13 protein-coding genes are annotated in these 13,891 nt (G+C 72.3%); 2 read left to right on the top strand and 11 right to left on the bottom strand.

Annotated elements, in window-relative coordinates; all coding sequences use genetic code 11:
- Nucleotides 1-292: 292 nt before the first annotated feature.
- On the bottom strand, nucleotides 293-2,629 hold the full coding sequence (locus tag QIY60_RS15590) for a PQQ-binding-like beta-propeller repeat protein (protein ID WP_283142992.1): 2,337 nt from the start codon (nucleotides 2,627-2,629) through the stop codon (nucleotides 293-295).
- Nucleotides 2,630-2,809: 180 nt separating this feature from the next.
- Entirely contained in the window at nucleotides 2,810-3,586 is a 777-nt protein-coding gene (locus QIY60_RS15585) for a VOC family protein (protein WP_283142991.1), read from the bottom strand.
- A gap of 361 nt (nucleotides 3,587-3,947) precedes the next feature.
- Here QIY60_RS15585 and QIY60_RS15580 point away from each other — a divergent pair, with 361 nt between their 5' ends.
- Nucleotides 3,948-4,595, top strand: coding sequence for a TetR family transcriptional regulator (locus QIY60_RS15580; RefSeq protein ID WP_101388803.1), 648 nt, complete (start codon nucleotides 3,948-3,950; stop codon nucleotides 4,593-4,595).
- A 77-nt stretch (nucleotides 4,596-4,672) separates the two neighbouring features.
- Here the strand turns inward: QIY60_RS15580 and QIY60_RS15575 are convergent, their stop codons facing one another.
- From QIY60_RS15575 to QIY60_RS15535, 9 genes are all read right to left on the bottom strand, one after another.
- Nucleotides 4,673-5,215: a nitroreductase family deazaflavin-dependent oxidoreductase gene (locus QIY60_RS15575; protein ID WP_283142990.1), complete on the bottom strand. Its 543-nt coding sequence runs from the start codon at nucleotides 5,213-5,215 to the stop codon at nucleotides 4,673-4,675.
- Nucleotides 5,212-6,402 carry an acyl-CoA dehydrogenase family protein gene (locus QIY60_RS15570; protein WP_283142989.1) on the bottom strand — a complete coding sequence of 397 codons (1,191 nt, stop codon included), beginning with the start codon at nucleotides 6,400-6,402 and terminating at the stop codon, nucleotides 5,212-5,214. Before QIY60_RS15570 ends, QIY60_RS15575 begins: the two co-directional genes overlap by 4 nt.
- Before the next feature lie 520 nt (nucleotides 6,403-6,922).
- Nucleotides 6,923-8,137: a helix-turn-helix transcriptional regulator gene (locus tag QIY60_RS15565; RefSeq protein ID WP_283142988.1), complete on the bottom strand. Its 1,215-nt coding sequence runs from the start codon at nucleotides 8,135-8,137 to the stop codon at nucleotides 6,923-6,925.
- Nucleotides 8,138-8,279: 142 nt separating this feature from the next.
- On the bottom strand, nucleotides 8,280-8,930 hold the full coding sequence (locus QIY60_RS15560; protein ID WP_283142987.1) for a pyridoxal 5'-phosphate synthase: 651 nt from the start codon (nucleotides 8,928-8,930) through the stop codon (nucleotides 8,280-8,282).
- A 137-nt stretch (nucleotides 8,931-9,067) separates the two neighbouring features.
- Entirely contained in the window at nucleotides 9,068-9,643 is a 576-nt protein-coding gene (locus QIY60_RS15555; RefSeq protein ID WP_283142986.1) for a GNAT family N-acetyltransferase, read from the bottom strand.
- A 68-nt stretch (nucleotides 9,644-9,711) separates the two neighbouring features.
- Nucleotides 9,712-10,896 carry an acetyl-CoA acetyltransferase gene (locus QIY60_RS15550; protein WP_283142985.1) on the bottom strand — a complete coding sequence of 395 codons (1,185 nt, stop codon included), beginning with the start codon at nucleotides 10,894-10,896 and terminating at the stop codon, nucleotides 9,712-9,714.
- A gap of 140 nt (nucleotides 10,897-11,036) precedes the next feature.
- Nucleotides 11,037-11,507, bottom strand: a complete 471-nt coding sequence (locus tag QIY60_RS15545) for an NUDIX domain-containing protein (RefSeq protein ID WP_283142984.1) — start codon at nucleotides 11,505-11,507, stop codon at nucleotides 11,037-11,039.
- A gap of 91 nt (nucleotides 11,508-11,598) precedes the next feature.
- The gene (locus QIY60_RS15540) at nucleotides 11,599-11,997 is read right to left on the bottom strand and encodes a Zn-ribbon domain-containing OB-fold protein (protein WP_283142983.1); all 399 of its coding nucleotides are present in this window, start codon (nucleotides 11,995-11,997) and stop codon (nucleotides 11,599-11,601) included.
- Nucleotides 11,997-12,443, bottom strand: coding sequence for a DoxX family protein (locus QIY60_RS15535; RefSeq protein ID WP_283145942.1), 447 nt, complete (start codon nucleotides 12,441-12,443; stop codon nucleotides 11,997-11,999). The genes QIY60_RS15540 and QIY60_RS15535 overlap by 1 nt, the downstream gene beginning before the upstream one ends.
- 182 nt (nucleotides 12,444-12,625) lie before the next feature.
- Here QIY60_RS15535 and QIY60_RS15530 point away from each other — a divergent pair, with 182 nt between their 5' ends.
- On the top strand, nucleotides 12,626-13,765 hold the full coding sequence (locus QIY60_RS15530; RefSeq protein WP_283142982.1) for an NAD(P)/FAD-dependent oxidoreductase: 1,140 nt from the start codon (nucleotides 12,626-12,628) through the stop codon (nucleotides 13,763-13,765).
- Nucleotides 13,766-13,891 lie beyond the last annotated feature (126 nt).

Genomic DNA, 13,891 nt, shown 5'->3' with positions numbered 1-13,891 from the left:
GGGGTGGGGGGTAGCGTCGTCAGCGAGAGCCGGGGTTCTGGTCCGCCGCGCTTCCGCCCGGACCCGTCTCCCCGCTCGCGAACGACGGCCGCCGTTCCAGCCCCTTCCGCGCCGAGTGCGACGGCCGTCCCGGCCGGGCGGCGCAATTCTTTGTCTGCGGGCCGGCGGGGGCTGGTCGCGCAGTTCCCCGCGCCCCTAAATGCGCCCCTCCGGGGCGCCCAGGGGATGCCGCGCAGCGGCACTTAGGGGCGCGGGGAACTGCGCGACCAGCCCCCACCCACCCGCAGACGAATCACCGGTGTGCCCCGGACGTCGCCGTCCCCTTCACCGCGTCCAGCGCGTACACGCAGCGGTCCTTGCTGCATGCGTACACCACCCCGTTGCGGGCCACGGGCGAGCCCGTGATCTCGCCGCCCGTGGCCAGCTTCCAGCGGAGTTGGCCGCCCGCCGCGTCCAGCGTGTACAGGCAGTGGTCGGCCGAGCCGAAGTGGATGCGGCCGTCGGCCACCACCGGCGTGCCCACGACCTCCGCCCCCGCCGCGAAGCGCCACTTGGGGGTGGAGGTGACCGCGTCCAGGGTGTACAGCGCGCTGCCGCTGCCCACGTGGATGTTGCCGTCCGCCACCAGGATCGGCTCGATGGACTGGCGGGACTCGGTCGCGATGCGCCAGCGGTCCTTGCCGGTGGCCGCGTCCAGCGCGTACACCGTGCCGAGGTAGTCCGCCAGGTACACCCCGCCGCCCGCGACCGCCGGGCCCGGCGCGAACGTCGGCGGGCAGAGGAAGACCGCCGGGGCCTCGAAGTGCCAGCGGACGTGGCCGCTGGCGATGTCGATCGAGAGGACGCGGGTGCCCGCCGAGACGTACACGTACCCGTCCGGCGCCGGGGCGAGGCGGACCGGGACGCCGCCGCACGACGCCGCGTCGCCCACCGGGTACGACCAGCGCTCGGCGCCCGTACGCGCGTCGAGGGCGCGCAGCCGCGCGTCCTGCCACACGTACACCGTGCCCTCGTGGATCACCGGCCCGGCCTCGGGGGTCTCGAAGTCGCTCTGGGCGCCGGTGATCTCCCACAGCTTCTCGCCGTTCGCGGCCTCCCAGGCCTGCACCCCGCCGCCCCGGGTCGCGGTGACGATGGTGCCCCGGTCCGCCTTGAGGGCGTACACCCAGGCGTCGGTCGGCAGGCGCCACAGCTCGCGGCCGTCCGTCGCGTCCAGCGCGTACAGCGTCGGGCCGTCGGAGGCGTGGATCCGGCCCGCCTCCACGGCCATCGCCCACGCCACGTCCCGCGTCTTGAACTGGCGCCGGCCGCTGCCCACGTCCAGCGCGTGCACCTCGAAGGAGGTGACGTAGAGCAGGTCGCCGGCCACCGCCGGGGTGCCCCACACGTCGTTGGACATGCGGAAGCGCCAGGGCCGCCAGCGGCCGGGCGGCTCGGGCGAGGGGGTCGGGGCCGGTACGGGCGGGGCCGCCGTCGGGGCCCCGTTCGCCGGGGGCCGGTCCGGTCTGCCCAGGGGGGCGCCGACCGGGAACCTGACCCACCCCGTGGCGGGGCTGGCCTCGGCCACCGCGCGCGCCCCGTCCATGACCCGGGGCCCGGGGCCGATCGACACCTTCGCCCCGGCCAGCCGGACGGGCCCGTCCGGCACGGACTCGGGCAGCGAGGGGTGGTGCGGCGGCTGGTACGGCGGGCGCGGCGGCGGCGAGGGGTCCACGGGCTGCGCGACCGGCTTGGCCCGGCCGCCGCCCCGGCGCTGCTCGATCATCGCCACCGAGCGGTCGGGCAGCCACGCCGAGGCGGTGCCGCTGTCGTCGGAGCCGCCGAAGAGGTGCGGGGCGAGCTGCGCCTGGAGGTCCTCGGGCGAGGGCCGAAGGCCGGCCTCCATCTGCATGCAGGACTCGATGAGCGGCCGCAGCTCGTCCGGCAGCCCGGTCACGTCCGGGCCCTCGCGCAGCAGCATGAAGACGGTCTCGACCGGGTTGGCGCCGTGGAAGGGGGCGTGGCCGGTCGCGGCGAAGACCAGCGTCGAGCCGAGCGAGAACACATCGCTCGCGCCGGTCACGCTGCGCGAGTCCTTCGCCTGCTCGGGCGACATGTACGCGGGCGTGCCCACGGCCACGTTCGTCATGGTCAGGCGCGTGTTGGAGACGCCGGACGCGATACCGAAGTCGATCACCCGGGGGCCGTCCTCGACCACCAGGACGTTGGACGGCTTGAGGTCGCGGTGGACCAGGCCCGCCCCGTGGATGGACTGCAGCGCCTCGGCGATGCCGGCCGCGAGCCAGCGCACCGCCTGGGCCGGGAGCGGCCCGCACTCGTTCACTATTTCTTCCAGCGAGGGCGCCGGTACGTACGCGGTGGCCAGCCACGGCACCGCCGCGCGCGGGTCGGCGTCGACCACGGCCGCCGTGTAGAAGCCGCTGACGGCCCGGGCCGCCTCCACCTCGCGGGTGAAGCGGACCCGGAACAACTGGTCCTCGGCGAGTTCCGTACGCACCGTCTTGATCGCCACGCGGCGGCCGGACGCCGAGCGCGCCAGATAGACCAGCCCCATGCCGCCGGCACCGAGCCGTCCCAGCACCTCGAAGGGGCCGATCCGCCTCGGGTCGTGCTGCGTCAGCTGCTCCACTTGCCTGCCACCTCCCCGTACGGGCCTTAAGTATCAACGCGTCGCAACAAGGCCCCGTGCAGCGTCTCACGCGGCACCCCGATTCTTCCTGCCGGAGGCACCCGGTGGCCAACCCGAGCACGGATCGGGATGTCTCATCCCGATCCGGGACATCCCCCGCCCGCTTCTCCTGGACGATCCTCACTCCTTCTGGAGGATCGCGAAGCTCGCCCCCTGGTCGTCGGCGAGGACCGCCATCCGTCCGTGGGCCATGTCGAACGGCGCGGTGGTGACCCGGCCGCCCAGATCGGCGCAGGTCGCGGCCGTGGCGTCGCAGTCCCCGACCGCGAAGTACACCAGGAAGTGGTCGGGCATCTCGGCCGGGAAGGTGTCCCCCATGAGGCCGCGGCCGCCGAAGGCGGTGTCGGGGCCGGGCTCGGAGCCCGCGGGCGACCACGTGCGGAAGTCGTCGTCCGTGCCGTCCAGGTCGCGGCCCTCGAAGCCGAAGACCGCCTCGTAGAAGCGGTCGGCCTGGGCCGTGTCCCTCGTGTACACCTCGGTCCAGCAGAAGGAGCCCGGCGCGCCGCTCTTCTCGAAACCGGTGTGCCCGGCGGCCTGCCAGAGGCCGAAGACCGCGCCGCCGGGGTCGGCGGCGACCGCCATCGTCCCGTACGGAGGAACCTCCACCGGGTCCCTCACCAGCTGGCCGCCCGCCGCCCTGATCCGCACGGCGAGGCCCGAGGCGTCCGGCGTCGCGAAGTAGACGCCCCAGGCGGTGGGCATCCGGCCGTCCCGCTTGGGGACGAGGGCGGCGACGCGCCTTCCGCCGCTGAAGGCGTTGGTGTAGTACCCGTACCGCTCCTCGGCGTCGTCGTCGAAGGTCCAGCCCATCAGCGCGCCGTAGAACCGCTTGCCCGCCGCGAGGTCGGGCAGCGTCGCGTCGGCCCAGCACGGCGCGCCTTCCGGAAATCCGCCCATGCGCCTGGTTCCTTCCTGGGGTGGCCCCGCGCGGGTGCCGCTGCGCGGTGAGCTCTACGCCGCGAAGCTAACGGCCCCGTCCGCACCCCGCAGTGGCACAAATCGAACAAATACTCTGCTTTGCCCCCACTGTAGGCGCCCGCGCCCTTTTCCCGCACGGGTTGTCCACAGAGCGTGTCCACAGGCTGTTGATAACACCATTCGAGTGGCGGACGGGCGCTCGACGGCGGGCCGGGGTGACGCGAGCCCGGGGGCGGCACGAGGAGTCGGGCCGGGCCCCGCTCCCGGCCCCCGTCAACCCCCGGCCCCCATTTGCAGTCGGCCGAATCGCGCTCCGATCACCCCTCGGTAAGCTGACGGCATGACAGGACAAGTACGCACCGTCGACGGCCGCGTGGCCGGCCGACGCGGCCAGGCGACGCGGCAGAAGCTGCTCGACTGCCTCAGCGAGATGCTCAGCTCCTCGCCGTACCGGGACGTAAAGGTCATCGACGTGGCCCGGAAGGCGGGCACTTCACCCGCGACCTTCTACCAGTACTTCCCCGACGTCGAGGGCGCCGTCCTGGAGATCGCGGAGGAAATGGCCAAGGAGGGCGCGGCGTTGACCGCCCTCGTCGAGGGCCGCTCCTGGGTCGGCAAGGCCGGCTGGCAGACGGCGGAGGAACTGGTCGAGGGATTCCTCGACTTCTGGCGCAAGAACGACGCGATCCTCCGTGTGGTGGACCTGGGCGCGGCCGAGGGCGACAAGCGGTTCTACAAGATCCGCATGAAGATCCTCAACTCCGTGAACAACTCCCTTACGGACGCGGTGAAGGAACTCCAGTCCAAGGGCAAGGTCGACAAGGACGTCAGCCCGGCGGCGATGGCGGGCTCGATCGTCGCGATGCTGGCGGCGGTCGCCTCGCACCAGAAGGGCTTCCAGACCTGGGGCGTCAAGCAGGCCGAGCTGAAGCCGAACCTGGCGCTGCTCGTGCATCTGGGCATCACGGGCAAGAAGCCGACGAAGTAGGCGCGGCCCGGGAGGCGTACGGGTCAGCGGCCTCGCGCTGACGCGTTGACCGCCGGGGCGCGCGCCCTCAAGTCCTGTCACGCCGACGGTGGTTCACCCAGGTGAGCCCCGTCGGCGTTCCCGTGCCCCGCCGCGCCCTCCTGCCGCCGCTCCAGCCGGAAGAGCCGTATCTCGCGCTCGACGCGGGCCTGGTAGGCGGCGTACGGGGGCCAGAACGCCAGCGCCGCCCGCCAGGCCGCCGCCCGCTCCTCCCCCGCGAGCAGCCGGGCCCGGACCGGCACGTCCCGCCCCTTCCAGCTGATCTCGGCGTCCGGGTGGGCCAGCAGATTGCCGGTCCAGGCGGGGTGGCCGGGGCGGCCGAAGTTGGACCCGACGAGCAGCCAGGTCCCGGCGTCCTCCGGCATACAGGCGAGCGGGGTCCGCCGCGCGAGCCCCGACTTGGCCCCGCGCGCGGTGAGCACGACCCCCGGCAGCATCCGCGCGCTCGGCAGCACCCGGCCCCGGGTGAGCCGGTGCACGGCCCGGTCCAGGGCGGGGACGACGTGGGGGGCCACCTTCGCGAACGCGCGCGTGGACGACGCTTTCTGTACGAGTCGTACGCCACGCGAGGCGCCGGTCACCGGGTGGCCGCCTGCACGCGCGTACCTGTCGTACGCTCGCGAAACAGCCCGGCCCGGTCGGCGGCGCGGGCCCGCAGCAGCGGTACGGGACCGAAGAGCAGCTCGTCGGACGCGGCCCGCTTGAAGTACAGGTGCGCCTCGTGCTCCCAGGTGAACCCGATGCCGCCGTGCAGCTGGATCGCCTCGGCGGCGGCGCTCCGCAGCGCCTCCAGCGCCTGCGCGAGGGCGAGCCCCCCGGCGTCCGGGTCCCAGGCCGCGTAGTAGGCGGCGGAGCGGGCCGCCTGCACCTGTACGTAGCGGTCCGCGAGGCGGTGCTTGACGGCCTGGAAGGACCCGATGGGCCGCCCGAACTGCTCACGCTCCTTCACGTACGCGACGGTCCGCTCCAGCACGTGCGCGGCGGCGCCGACGGCTTCGGCGGCGAGGGCGGTGGCGGTGGTGCGGCCGGTGTCGGCGAGGGCGGGGAGGGGGTCGGCGTCGCCCATCAACTCACCTACCACCTCCCTGAGTTGGATCCTCCCCTGGCTGCGGGTCTCGTCGAGGGTGGTCTGCCGGACCCGGCGCAGACCGTCGGCGTCTCCCCGTACGAGGAAGAGCTGGACGCGGCTGCGGGGGAAGCCGCCGGTGTGGGCGGGGACGAGGAGGAGGTCGGCGCGGTGGGCGTCGAGGACCTGGGAGGCCTCGCCGTACAGCCGCCATCTGTTGTCGACCCGCCGGGCCTGGATGCCGCCGGCGCGGCCGCCGCCCGCCCAGGCGCCGTCGGCGTCGTCGCCGGTCAGGCCGAGGGCCGGGGCGAGGGCGGGGCCCGGGACGGCGAGGGTCGCGGTGAGTTCGCCGCGCGCGAGCGGGGGGAGGTACGCGTGCTTCTGCGGCTCGGTGCCGAGGGCGAGGAGGAGGGGGGCGGCGAGGGCGGCGGTGGCGAGGAGCGGGGAGGGCAGGAGGGCGCGGCCGGTCTCCTCACAGGCGAGGGCGAGCTCGGCGGGCCCGCAGCCGACCCCGCCGTACGCCTCCGGGATCGCGAGCCCCGGAAGCCCCAGCTCCTTGGCGAGCCGCTGCCACAGGGCGGGGTCGTACCCCGGGGCGGTCCGGACGGCGGCCTTGACCTCGTCCGGGCCGCAGCGCTTGGCGAGGAGGGTGCGGAGGGTGCGACGGATCTCGTGCTGCTCTGGGGTGAAGTCGGCGTCCATGAGCGGCTTTCCTCCCGGGGGGGGGCGGGGTCGACGCGGCAAATCTGACGGTACATCAGTTTCCCCCCACCCCACCCCTTCCCTGAACCCTCCGGGGGTGGGGAGGGGTGGAGGTGGGCCTCCCGGGGGCTACGCCCCCGGACCCCGTTCGTCTGCGGGCCGTCCGTGGCTGGTCGCGCAGTTCCCCGCGCCCCTAAGCGGCTGGCCGGGGCGCGCCGCCTGGTTATGCCCACGGGAACGTGACGACCGGCGTCGAAAGCGACTGTGCGTTACGCAGCTCCGCCTCGGTGCAAGGCCGTACCTGGTGGGGCGGCGCACTCCATTCGGCGCCGCCACCCGGTGGACGGAGGTATACGGATCCCTCGTACTCGGCCAGGATCTCGCCGACGGCGTCCGTGCCCGTGTCCACTGCGAATCGCCTGCTGGTCATGTTGCCTCGCCGTCCCCTAGTAGGTCGTGTGGCGATCATTCCGCCAGGCAGCGAAGGTCTACAGGGACGCAACGTCCTAGTCTCCGCACGCTAATTGGCGAGGCCCAGGAACTCGGCGAGCTTGCGCAGGCCCGGCGGCCGAATCGACGACTCCCACAGATCGCTGACGATGGCCACCGCGAGCGTGTGATGGCGCATCCATGCCGGAGCCACACGCCGCAGCGATTCGAGTGCGCGAACGGCACCCGCGGCATCCCCCACATCCGTGTGCGCACGCGCCACGTCCAGCAGCAGCCAAGTGCGCCATGAAGGCGGGATGTCCTTACTGAGCCGCATCCCCTTGGCCAGGTTCAACGCTTCCTCCGGGCGTTCGTGCTGAACGGCGAGGCGAACGCGCTCGATGCGGACTGACGACCGACTGAAGACCGAGACCAACTTGCTGTCCGGCGGGGGTGGGAGCGCCGCGAGGCGATCGGCCGCCCTCTCCGCCGTCTTCATCATCGTGTCGGCGGTGTCGTAATCGTCGTTCCTCGCGTAACTGGTCGCAGCCGACATCAGCAGACCGCCCCACACCCGGACCCCTTCGGCGGTATGAACGTGCTCCCTCTCGACTCCGTCCGCCGCGTACACCGCGAGGTGCTGCGCGTCATCCAGTCGATTCTGGCGTTGATAGGCCCATGCGACGGAGTTGGACACCATGGCGGGCAGCAAGGGGTCAGCAGACTGTCCGGCGGCCTCTATGGCCCGTTCCAGGGCTGACAGCGCGAGGTCCGACTTGCCCAAACGGATGGCCAGATGTCCACCGAGTTGCAGTGCCTTGCCCAGCGCGGCTTGCCCGGCGGCCCTTTGCTCCGGAGTGCCCACAGCAGCGGCAAGACGGGCATCAGCGATGATCCCCGGCAGCACCTCCATGAGGTGCCCGAACTCGGCATCGTGATAGAGCGTCCACCCTCCGGTCAGCTCCGACCGCAGAAGCGGCAGGGACAGCCGCTCGGCTCCGCTCGACTCCGGTGGCGGGGCGAAGAGTGGAGGCATGATCGCGCGTCGTACGGCGACCAGGGCCGGAGGATCCGCTTCGCCGGTGGAGGGTACGCCGGGAGGGTCACCCAACAGGCTGGTGAGTTCGACCCCGAGCCCCTTGGACAGCGCGTGGAGCGTGGGCAGGCGGGCACTGTGCTTGCGCTTCTGTTCCAGCTTGCGCACGACGTCCACAGACACGCCGGACCGCTGCGCCAACCCTTCCTGAGTCAGATCGGCGAGGCGACGCAGACGACTCAGCCGGTCGCCCAAGTGCTCAGAGGCCATGCTCTTACGCTACGCCCGCGCTTCAGCCGCAAACACGGGAAGAACCTTCACGTGGCTACGCCTTCCAGGGCCCCGTTCTGCCTTTGGGGGCGCGGGGAACTGCGTGACCAGCCCCCCACCGGCCCACAGGCGAACGACACCCCTACGGCCACAACAACTCCCGTACCCACCCCGCCCCCTCACGGCGATACCGGAGCCGGACATGCCTCCGCCGCGCATCCCCCTGGAAGAACTCCACCTCGACCGGGTCAAGGGCGTACAGCGTCCAGCTGGGCACAGGCGCGTCCGGCGCAACCTCGGCCCGGGCCCACGCGCGCTCCGACGCCGCCGCGAGCTCGTCCAAGGACCCCAGCACCTCACTCTGGCGCCCGACCAACGCGGCGGCGAGCGCGCCCGTCGACCGGGCGTGCAGATCGGCCTGGCCGGCGTCGGCCCCCGACGGCCGCACGGCCCCCCGCACCCGCACCTGCCGCCCCACCGCAGGCCAGTAGAACCCGAGCGCGCCAGCCGGGCAGGCGGCCAGCTGCCGCCCCTTCGCACTGCTGGAGTGCGACCCGAACCAGAACCCACCCGCGTCGGCCCCGTGCAGCATCACCGTCCGTACGTCGGGCAGCCCGTCAGCGTCCACCGTCGCGAGCGACATCGTGTGCGGCTCTGCCTGCCCGGCGCGCCCCGCGTGCATCAGCCACTCCTGGAACAGGGCGACGGGCTCGTCGGGCGCGGCCTCCGGATCGAACTGCGGCAGCTCGACGTCCCAGACGCGCAGGGTATGCAGGTACTCCTGGAATTCCATGCCCAGATTGTCACCCGTAGGCCCTAAGCGGACTTGTGGAAGTCCGGTGCGGTACCGCGCCCCTTCAGGGGCGCGGGGAACTGCGCGACCAGCCAGCGACGGCCCGCAGACGAATCACCGCACTTCCAGCGGAGCGCTTAGGCGCCCCGCGCGAGCCACTCCTCCCGAGTCAGCGCGTACTCGACGTCCCCGTGCTCATCGCCCTCGACGGAGTAGGGCCACTCCTCGAAGTACGTGCGTACGTACGTGAGCCCGCACGTCTCCATGACGTGCCGGGACCGGTCGTTCACGTACATCGTGTTGCCGGTGATGCGCGCGTAACCCAGCTCACCGAACCCCTTCTCGATGAGCGCGAGCGCGCCCTCGCGGGCGTACCCCTTCCCCCAGGCCGCCTTCCGCAGCCGGTACCCGAGGTCCGCGTGGTCCGGCGGGGCGTTGAGCCCGGGGCGCAGACAGTGCCACCCGATGAACTCACCGGTGTCGCGCAGATGCGTCGCCCAGAAGCCCTTGTCCCCGCCCCCACCCCCCGGCAGCATCCGCGCGAACGACTCGGCCCGGATCTCGTCCCGGGTCATGGGGCGGCCCCCGGTGAGGTACCGCATGACCTCCGGGTCGCTGTCGAGCTCGACGACGAGGTCGAGGTCGGCCTCGGTGTCGGTGAAGGGGCGGAGGGTGAGGCGGTCGGTGGTGAGGAAGGGGGGTGGTGTGGTCATGGGGGTGATTTTCGGGGGGCGGGGGCGCGAGGGGCCACCGGTTTAAGGCGGCCCGGGGCGCGAGGGGCTCACCCTCTCCCCAGGACCAGCGTCCCGGACGAGCAGAACCAGCCGCCCGTGCCCGAGGCGACGGCGAGCTCGGGGAGGCTGCCATCGGCTCTGCGCACCTGACCCGCGCCCGCCTCGCCGCGCAACTGCCGTACCGCCTCGACGATGAGGAACAGCCCGCGCATGCCCGGATGACAGGCGGAGAGCCCACCGCCGTCGGTGTTGACGGGCAGCGCGCCATCCCTCAGAAGCCGCCCCTTCCCTACGAAGGACCCGCCCTCCCCCTTCTCGCAGAACCCGAGGTCTTCGAGGGTCACGAGGGTCATGTACGTGAAGGCGTCGTAGATCTCCGCGAGGTCGATGTCGGACGGGCGCACCCCGGCCCGCTCGAAGGCGAGGCGGCCCGAGACGGCGGCCGGGGAGGCGGTGAAGTCGTCCCACTCGGACATCGTGGTGTGGGAGACGGCCATGCCCGAACCCAGCACCCAGACGGGGTCCTTGGCGGTGTCCGGCACGTACTCCTCCGCCGCGAGCAGCACCGCGCAGCCGCCGTCCGAGCGGATGCAGCAGTGCAGCTTGGTGAACGGGTCCGCGATCATCGGCCCGGACAGGACGTCGTCGACGGTGATCGGGTCGCGGAACATCGCGTCGGGGTTGGTCGCGGCGTTGGCGCGCGCCTGCACGGCGATCTCGGCGAGCTGCTCGACGGTGGTGCCGTACTGGTGCATATGGCGGCGTGCGGCCATCGCGTACTTCGAAATCAAGGTGTGGCCGTAAGGAACTTCGAATTGCAGGGGTCCGCGCCCGCCGAACGACAGATTCGATGTCCTTCGCCCGGCTTTGATGTCGGCGCGGGCGGTCGAGCCGTAGACGAGGAGTACGGCGTCGGCGTGCCCGGCGGCGATGGCGTCCACGGCGTGGGCGGCCATCACCTCCCAGGTGGCGCCGCCGACGCCGGTGGAGTCGACCCAGGTCGGCTTCAGCCCCAGATACTCGGCGACTTCGACCGGCGCGAGCGTGCCGAGCCCCGCCGACCCGAACCCGTCGACGACGCTCCGGTCGAGCCCGGAGTCGGCGAGTGCCCTGCGGGCGGCTTGGGCGTGCAGGGCGTACGGGGTCGCGTCGTCGACGCTGCCGGTGTCGGAGAGGGCGGCGCCGACGATGGCGACGGGGCGGGGGCGGGAGCGCGGGGGGGCTGCTGCCATGAATCTGACGGTACATCAGTTTTGAATCCCCCCCCACCCCTTCCCGAAAGTCCTTGCCGGACGGCTGGTTTGGTCGGCTGCGGACCATGCTGGGTTGCTCGCGCAGTTCCCCGCGCCCCTTGAGATCGAACCTCGGTGGCTCAGCCGAGATAGGGCCGATCCTGGTGCTCCAGGTAGTGCGTGAGACGTAGCCGCTGCGTGTGGTGCATGGGCAGCACGTCGAAGTCATCGGGCGAGACGTAGCGCAACTCCGTCGACTCGTCCGACATGGCGAGCTTCCCCCCGACCACGCGAGCCGTGAAGACGACGGCGAACTGCCGGCGAACCTCTCCGTCGCTGTACGCGATGATGTGCCGTGGGTCCGTGTACGTGCCGACCAGCCCCGTGATCTCCACGTCCAGGCCCGTCTCTTCCTTGACCTCCCGGACAGCCGTACCGGGCAGCGACTCCCCCATGTCCATGGCTCCACCGGGAAGCGCCCACAAGCCGTTGTCCCGGCGCCGCTGGAGGAGGATGCGCCCTTGGTCGTCCGCGACGACGGCAGAGGCGGCAACGACCAGGCTGTTGGGCTTCGGTGCGTTTGGGTCGTCGTAGTACTCGGTCCGTGCCATGCGATCACCCTTCCAGGGGTCGGGCCGTCTCCCATACGGCGTTGAAGCCCTCCGCAAGGGGCGGGGTGGGGGCGATGCCCCGAGCGCAGCCCTACAGCGCAGCCCTGAACACCGGCACCGCCACCTCCCCACCCCGAAAGCCCACCACCAACTCCATCCCGATCCTCAGCCCCGCCTCCCCACACCCCACCACCTCCGTCATCATCCGCGGCCCCTCCGCCAGGTCGACCACCGCCGCCATGTACGGGACCCGCGCGTCGAACGGGGGCAGGTCGTTGCGGTGGATGACCGACCAGGTGTAGAGCGTGGCCCGGCCGCTCGCCCGCTCCCAGGTCACGGTCTCGCTCCAGCAGTACGGGCAGAACTCGCGCGGGTAGTGGTGGGCCCGGCCGCACGCCCCGCAGCGGCGGATCAGGAGGTGGCCCTCGGCTGCCGCATCCCAGTACGGGCGCGTGAAAGCGTCGATCTCAGGGGTTGCGGCGTCCGTCATCAGAACCACCCGATCGCGTGGTCCAGCGACCACGTCTGCCACGACACCGCGAAGAGCGCGACCATCGAAATCAGGGCCATCATCGCGTTCTGGCCCTGCTCGGCCCAGTCGTGGATCATGAGGAGGAGGTAGAGCAGGTTCAAGATCAGGCCGCCTATCAGCGCCACCGGTGTGAGCAGGCCCGCCACCAGGCCCAGGCCGAGGGCCAGTTCCGCGTACGCCACCACGTACGCCATCGTCCGGGGACGCGGCTTCACCACGACCTCGAAGCCGCTGCGGACCGCCTCCCAGCGGTGCTTCGCCGCCACGTCCGCCGCCCAGGCGATGCCCCCGCCCGCGAACCACGTCTTCTTGTCCTTGTGGCGCCAGCTCTCCAGCCACCACAGGCCGAGGCCGATCCGCAGGACGGCCACCCACTCGGCCCCACTGAGCCAGATCGCATCCATCATCCGCAGGCCTCCATCGACCACCAGTTTCTGACGGTACGTCAGTTCAGTCGATGCCTCCGCCGTGCGCAAGAGGTCCGACGCCACCCCACCCGCGCAAACTCCGGAGCGTAATCGATTCGTAACCGATTCAGGTCTTGACCGAGACCCATCAAGTGGCTGCGTCGTTACGCTCGGTTCCCATGGCCACCAACGACCCCACCCGCCCTGTCTACGTCATCGGCGCCGGCCCCGGCGGGCTCGCCGTCGCCGCCGCGCTGCGCGGGCGGGGCGTACGGGCGGTCGTCCTGGAGAAGGCCGACGCCGTCGGGGACTCCTGGCGACACCACTACGACCGGCTGCGGCTGCACACCACCCGGCGCCTCTCCGCGCTGCCGGGCCTCAAGATGCCGCGCTCGTTCGGGCGCTGGGTGGCCCGCGCCGACGTCGTGCGGTACCTGGAGAAGTACGCCGAGGTGCATGAGCTGGAGATCGTCACCGGTGTCGAGGTGTCGACGATCGAGCGTGCCGAGGAGGGCTGCTGGCTGCTGCACGCCACCGGCGGGCGGCGGCTGACCGGGCGGGCGGTCGTGGTGGCGACCGGGTACAACCACACGCCGTACCTGCCGGAGTGGCCCGGCGCCGACGCGTACACCGGCACCCTGCTGCACGCCGGGCAGTACCGGAACCCCGCCCCGTACGCGGGCAAGGACGCCCTCGTCGTGGGCAGCGGGAACACCGGCGCGGAGATCGCCGTCGACCTGGTCGACGGCGGGGCCGGGCGGGTGCGGCTCGCCGTGCGCACCGCGCCGCACATCCTGCGCCGCTCGACCGCCGGCTGGCCCGCCCAGGCCTCCGGCATCCTGGTGCGGCGGCTGCCGGTGCCGCTGGTGGACCGGGCGGCCGGGGCCCTGGCCCGGCTCAGCGTGCCCGACCTGTCCGACAAGGGGCTGCCCCGGCCGGAGACCGGCCTCTACGCGCGCGTGCGTGAAGGCGCCATCCCCGTACAGGACGTGGGTCTGATCGCGGCCGTGCGGTCGGGGCGGGTGGAGCCGGTCGCGGCGGTCGAGTCGTTCGAGGGCGCCAAGGTCGTTCTGGCCGATGGCAGTCACCTCTCCCCCGAGGTCGTCGTGGCCGCCACCGGCTATCGGCGGGCCCTGGAGGGGCTGGTCGGCGAGCTGGGCGTGCTCGACGGGCGGGGCCGCCCCACCGTCCACGGCGGCCGCACCGCGCCCACCGCCCCCGGCCTCTACTTCACCGGGTTCACCAACCCCATCAGCGGCATGTTCCGCGAGCTGGCCATCGACGCCGAGAAGATCGCCAAGGCGGTCGCGCGCTCCTGAGGCCGATCGGACACACCGTCGGTACGCCTCTTCCACACCACCCGCGTACGCCGTAGTTGGCGCAATGGTGACGGGTAGGCACCCCCCGGGCGGGTACGGGAAACGTACTCGGCCGGACCTCCGCAC

Source organism: Streptomyces sp. BPTC-684 (assembly GCF_030028635.1).
Taxonomy (GTDB): Bacteria; Actinomycetota; Actinomycetes; order Streptomycetales; family Streptomycetaceae; genus Streptomyces; species Streptomyces noboritoensis.
This window is presented reverse-complemented; position numbering and strand designations above follow the sequence as displayed.

Coding starts and splice junctions, on each gene's coding strand:
- QIY60_RS15570 (WP_283142989.1), bottom strand. CDS start 6,402: ATGGACGCCGACTTCACCCCAGAGCAGCACGAGATCCGTCGCACCCTC.
- QIY60_RS15555 (WP_283142986.1), bottom strand. CDS start 9,643: ATGACCACACCACCCCCCTTCCTCACCACCGACCGCCTCACCCTCCGC.
- QIY60_RS15535 (WP_283145942.1), bottom strand. CDS start 12,443: ATGGATGCGATCTGGCTCAGTGGGGCCGAGTGGGTGGCCGTCCTGCGG.
- QIY60_RS15545 (WP_283142984.1), bottom strand. CDS start 11,507: ATGGCACGGACCGAGTACTACGACGACCCAAACGCACCGAAGCCCAAC.
- QIY60_RS15530 (WP_283142982.1), top strand. CDS start 12,626: ATGGCCACCAACGACCCCACCCGCCCTGTCTACGTCATCGGCGCCGGC.
- QIY60_RS15560 (WP_283142987.1), bottom strand. CDS start 8,930: ATGGAATTCCAGGAGTACCTGCATACCCTGCGCGTCTGGGACGTCGAG.
- QIY60_RS15540 (WP_283142983.1), bottom strand. CDS start 11,997: ATGACGGACGCCGCAACCCCTGAGATCGACGCTTTCACGCGCCCGTAC.
- QIY60_RS15565 (WP_283142988.1), bottom strand. CDS start 8,137: ATGGCCTCTGAGCACTTGGGCGACCGGCTGAGTCGTCTGCGTCGCCTC.
- QIY60_RS15550 (WP_283142985.1), bottom strand. CDS start 10,896: ATGGCAGCAGCCCCCCCGCGCTCCCGCCCCCGCCCCGTCGCCATCGTC.
- QIY60_RS15580 (WP_101388803.1), top strand. CDS start 3,948: ATGACAGGACAAGTACGCACCGTCGACGGCCGCGTGGCCGGCCGACGC.
- QIY60_RS15585 (WP_283142991.1), bottom strand. CDS start 3,586: ATGGGCGGATTTCCGGAAGGCGCGCCGTGCTGGGCCGACGCGACGCTG.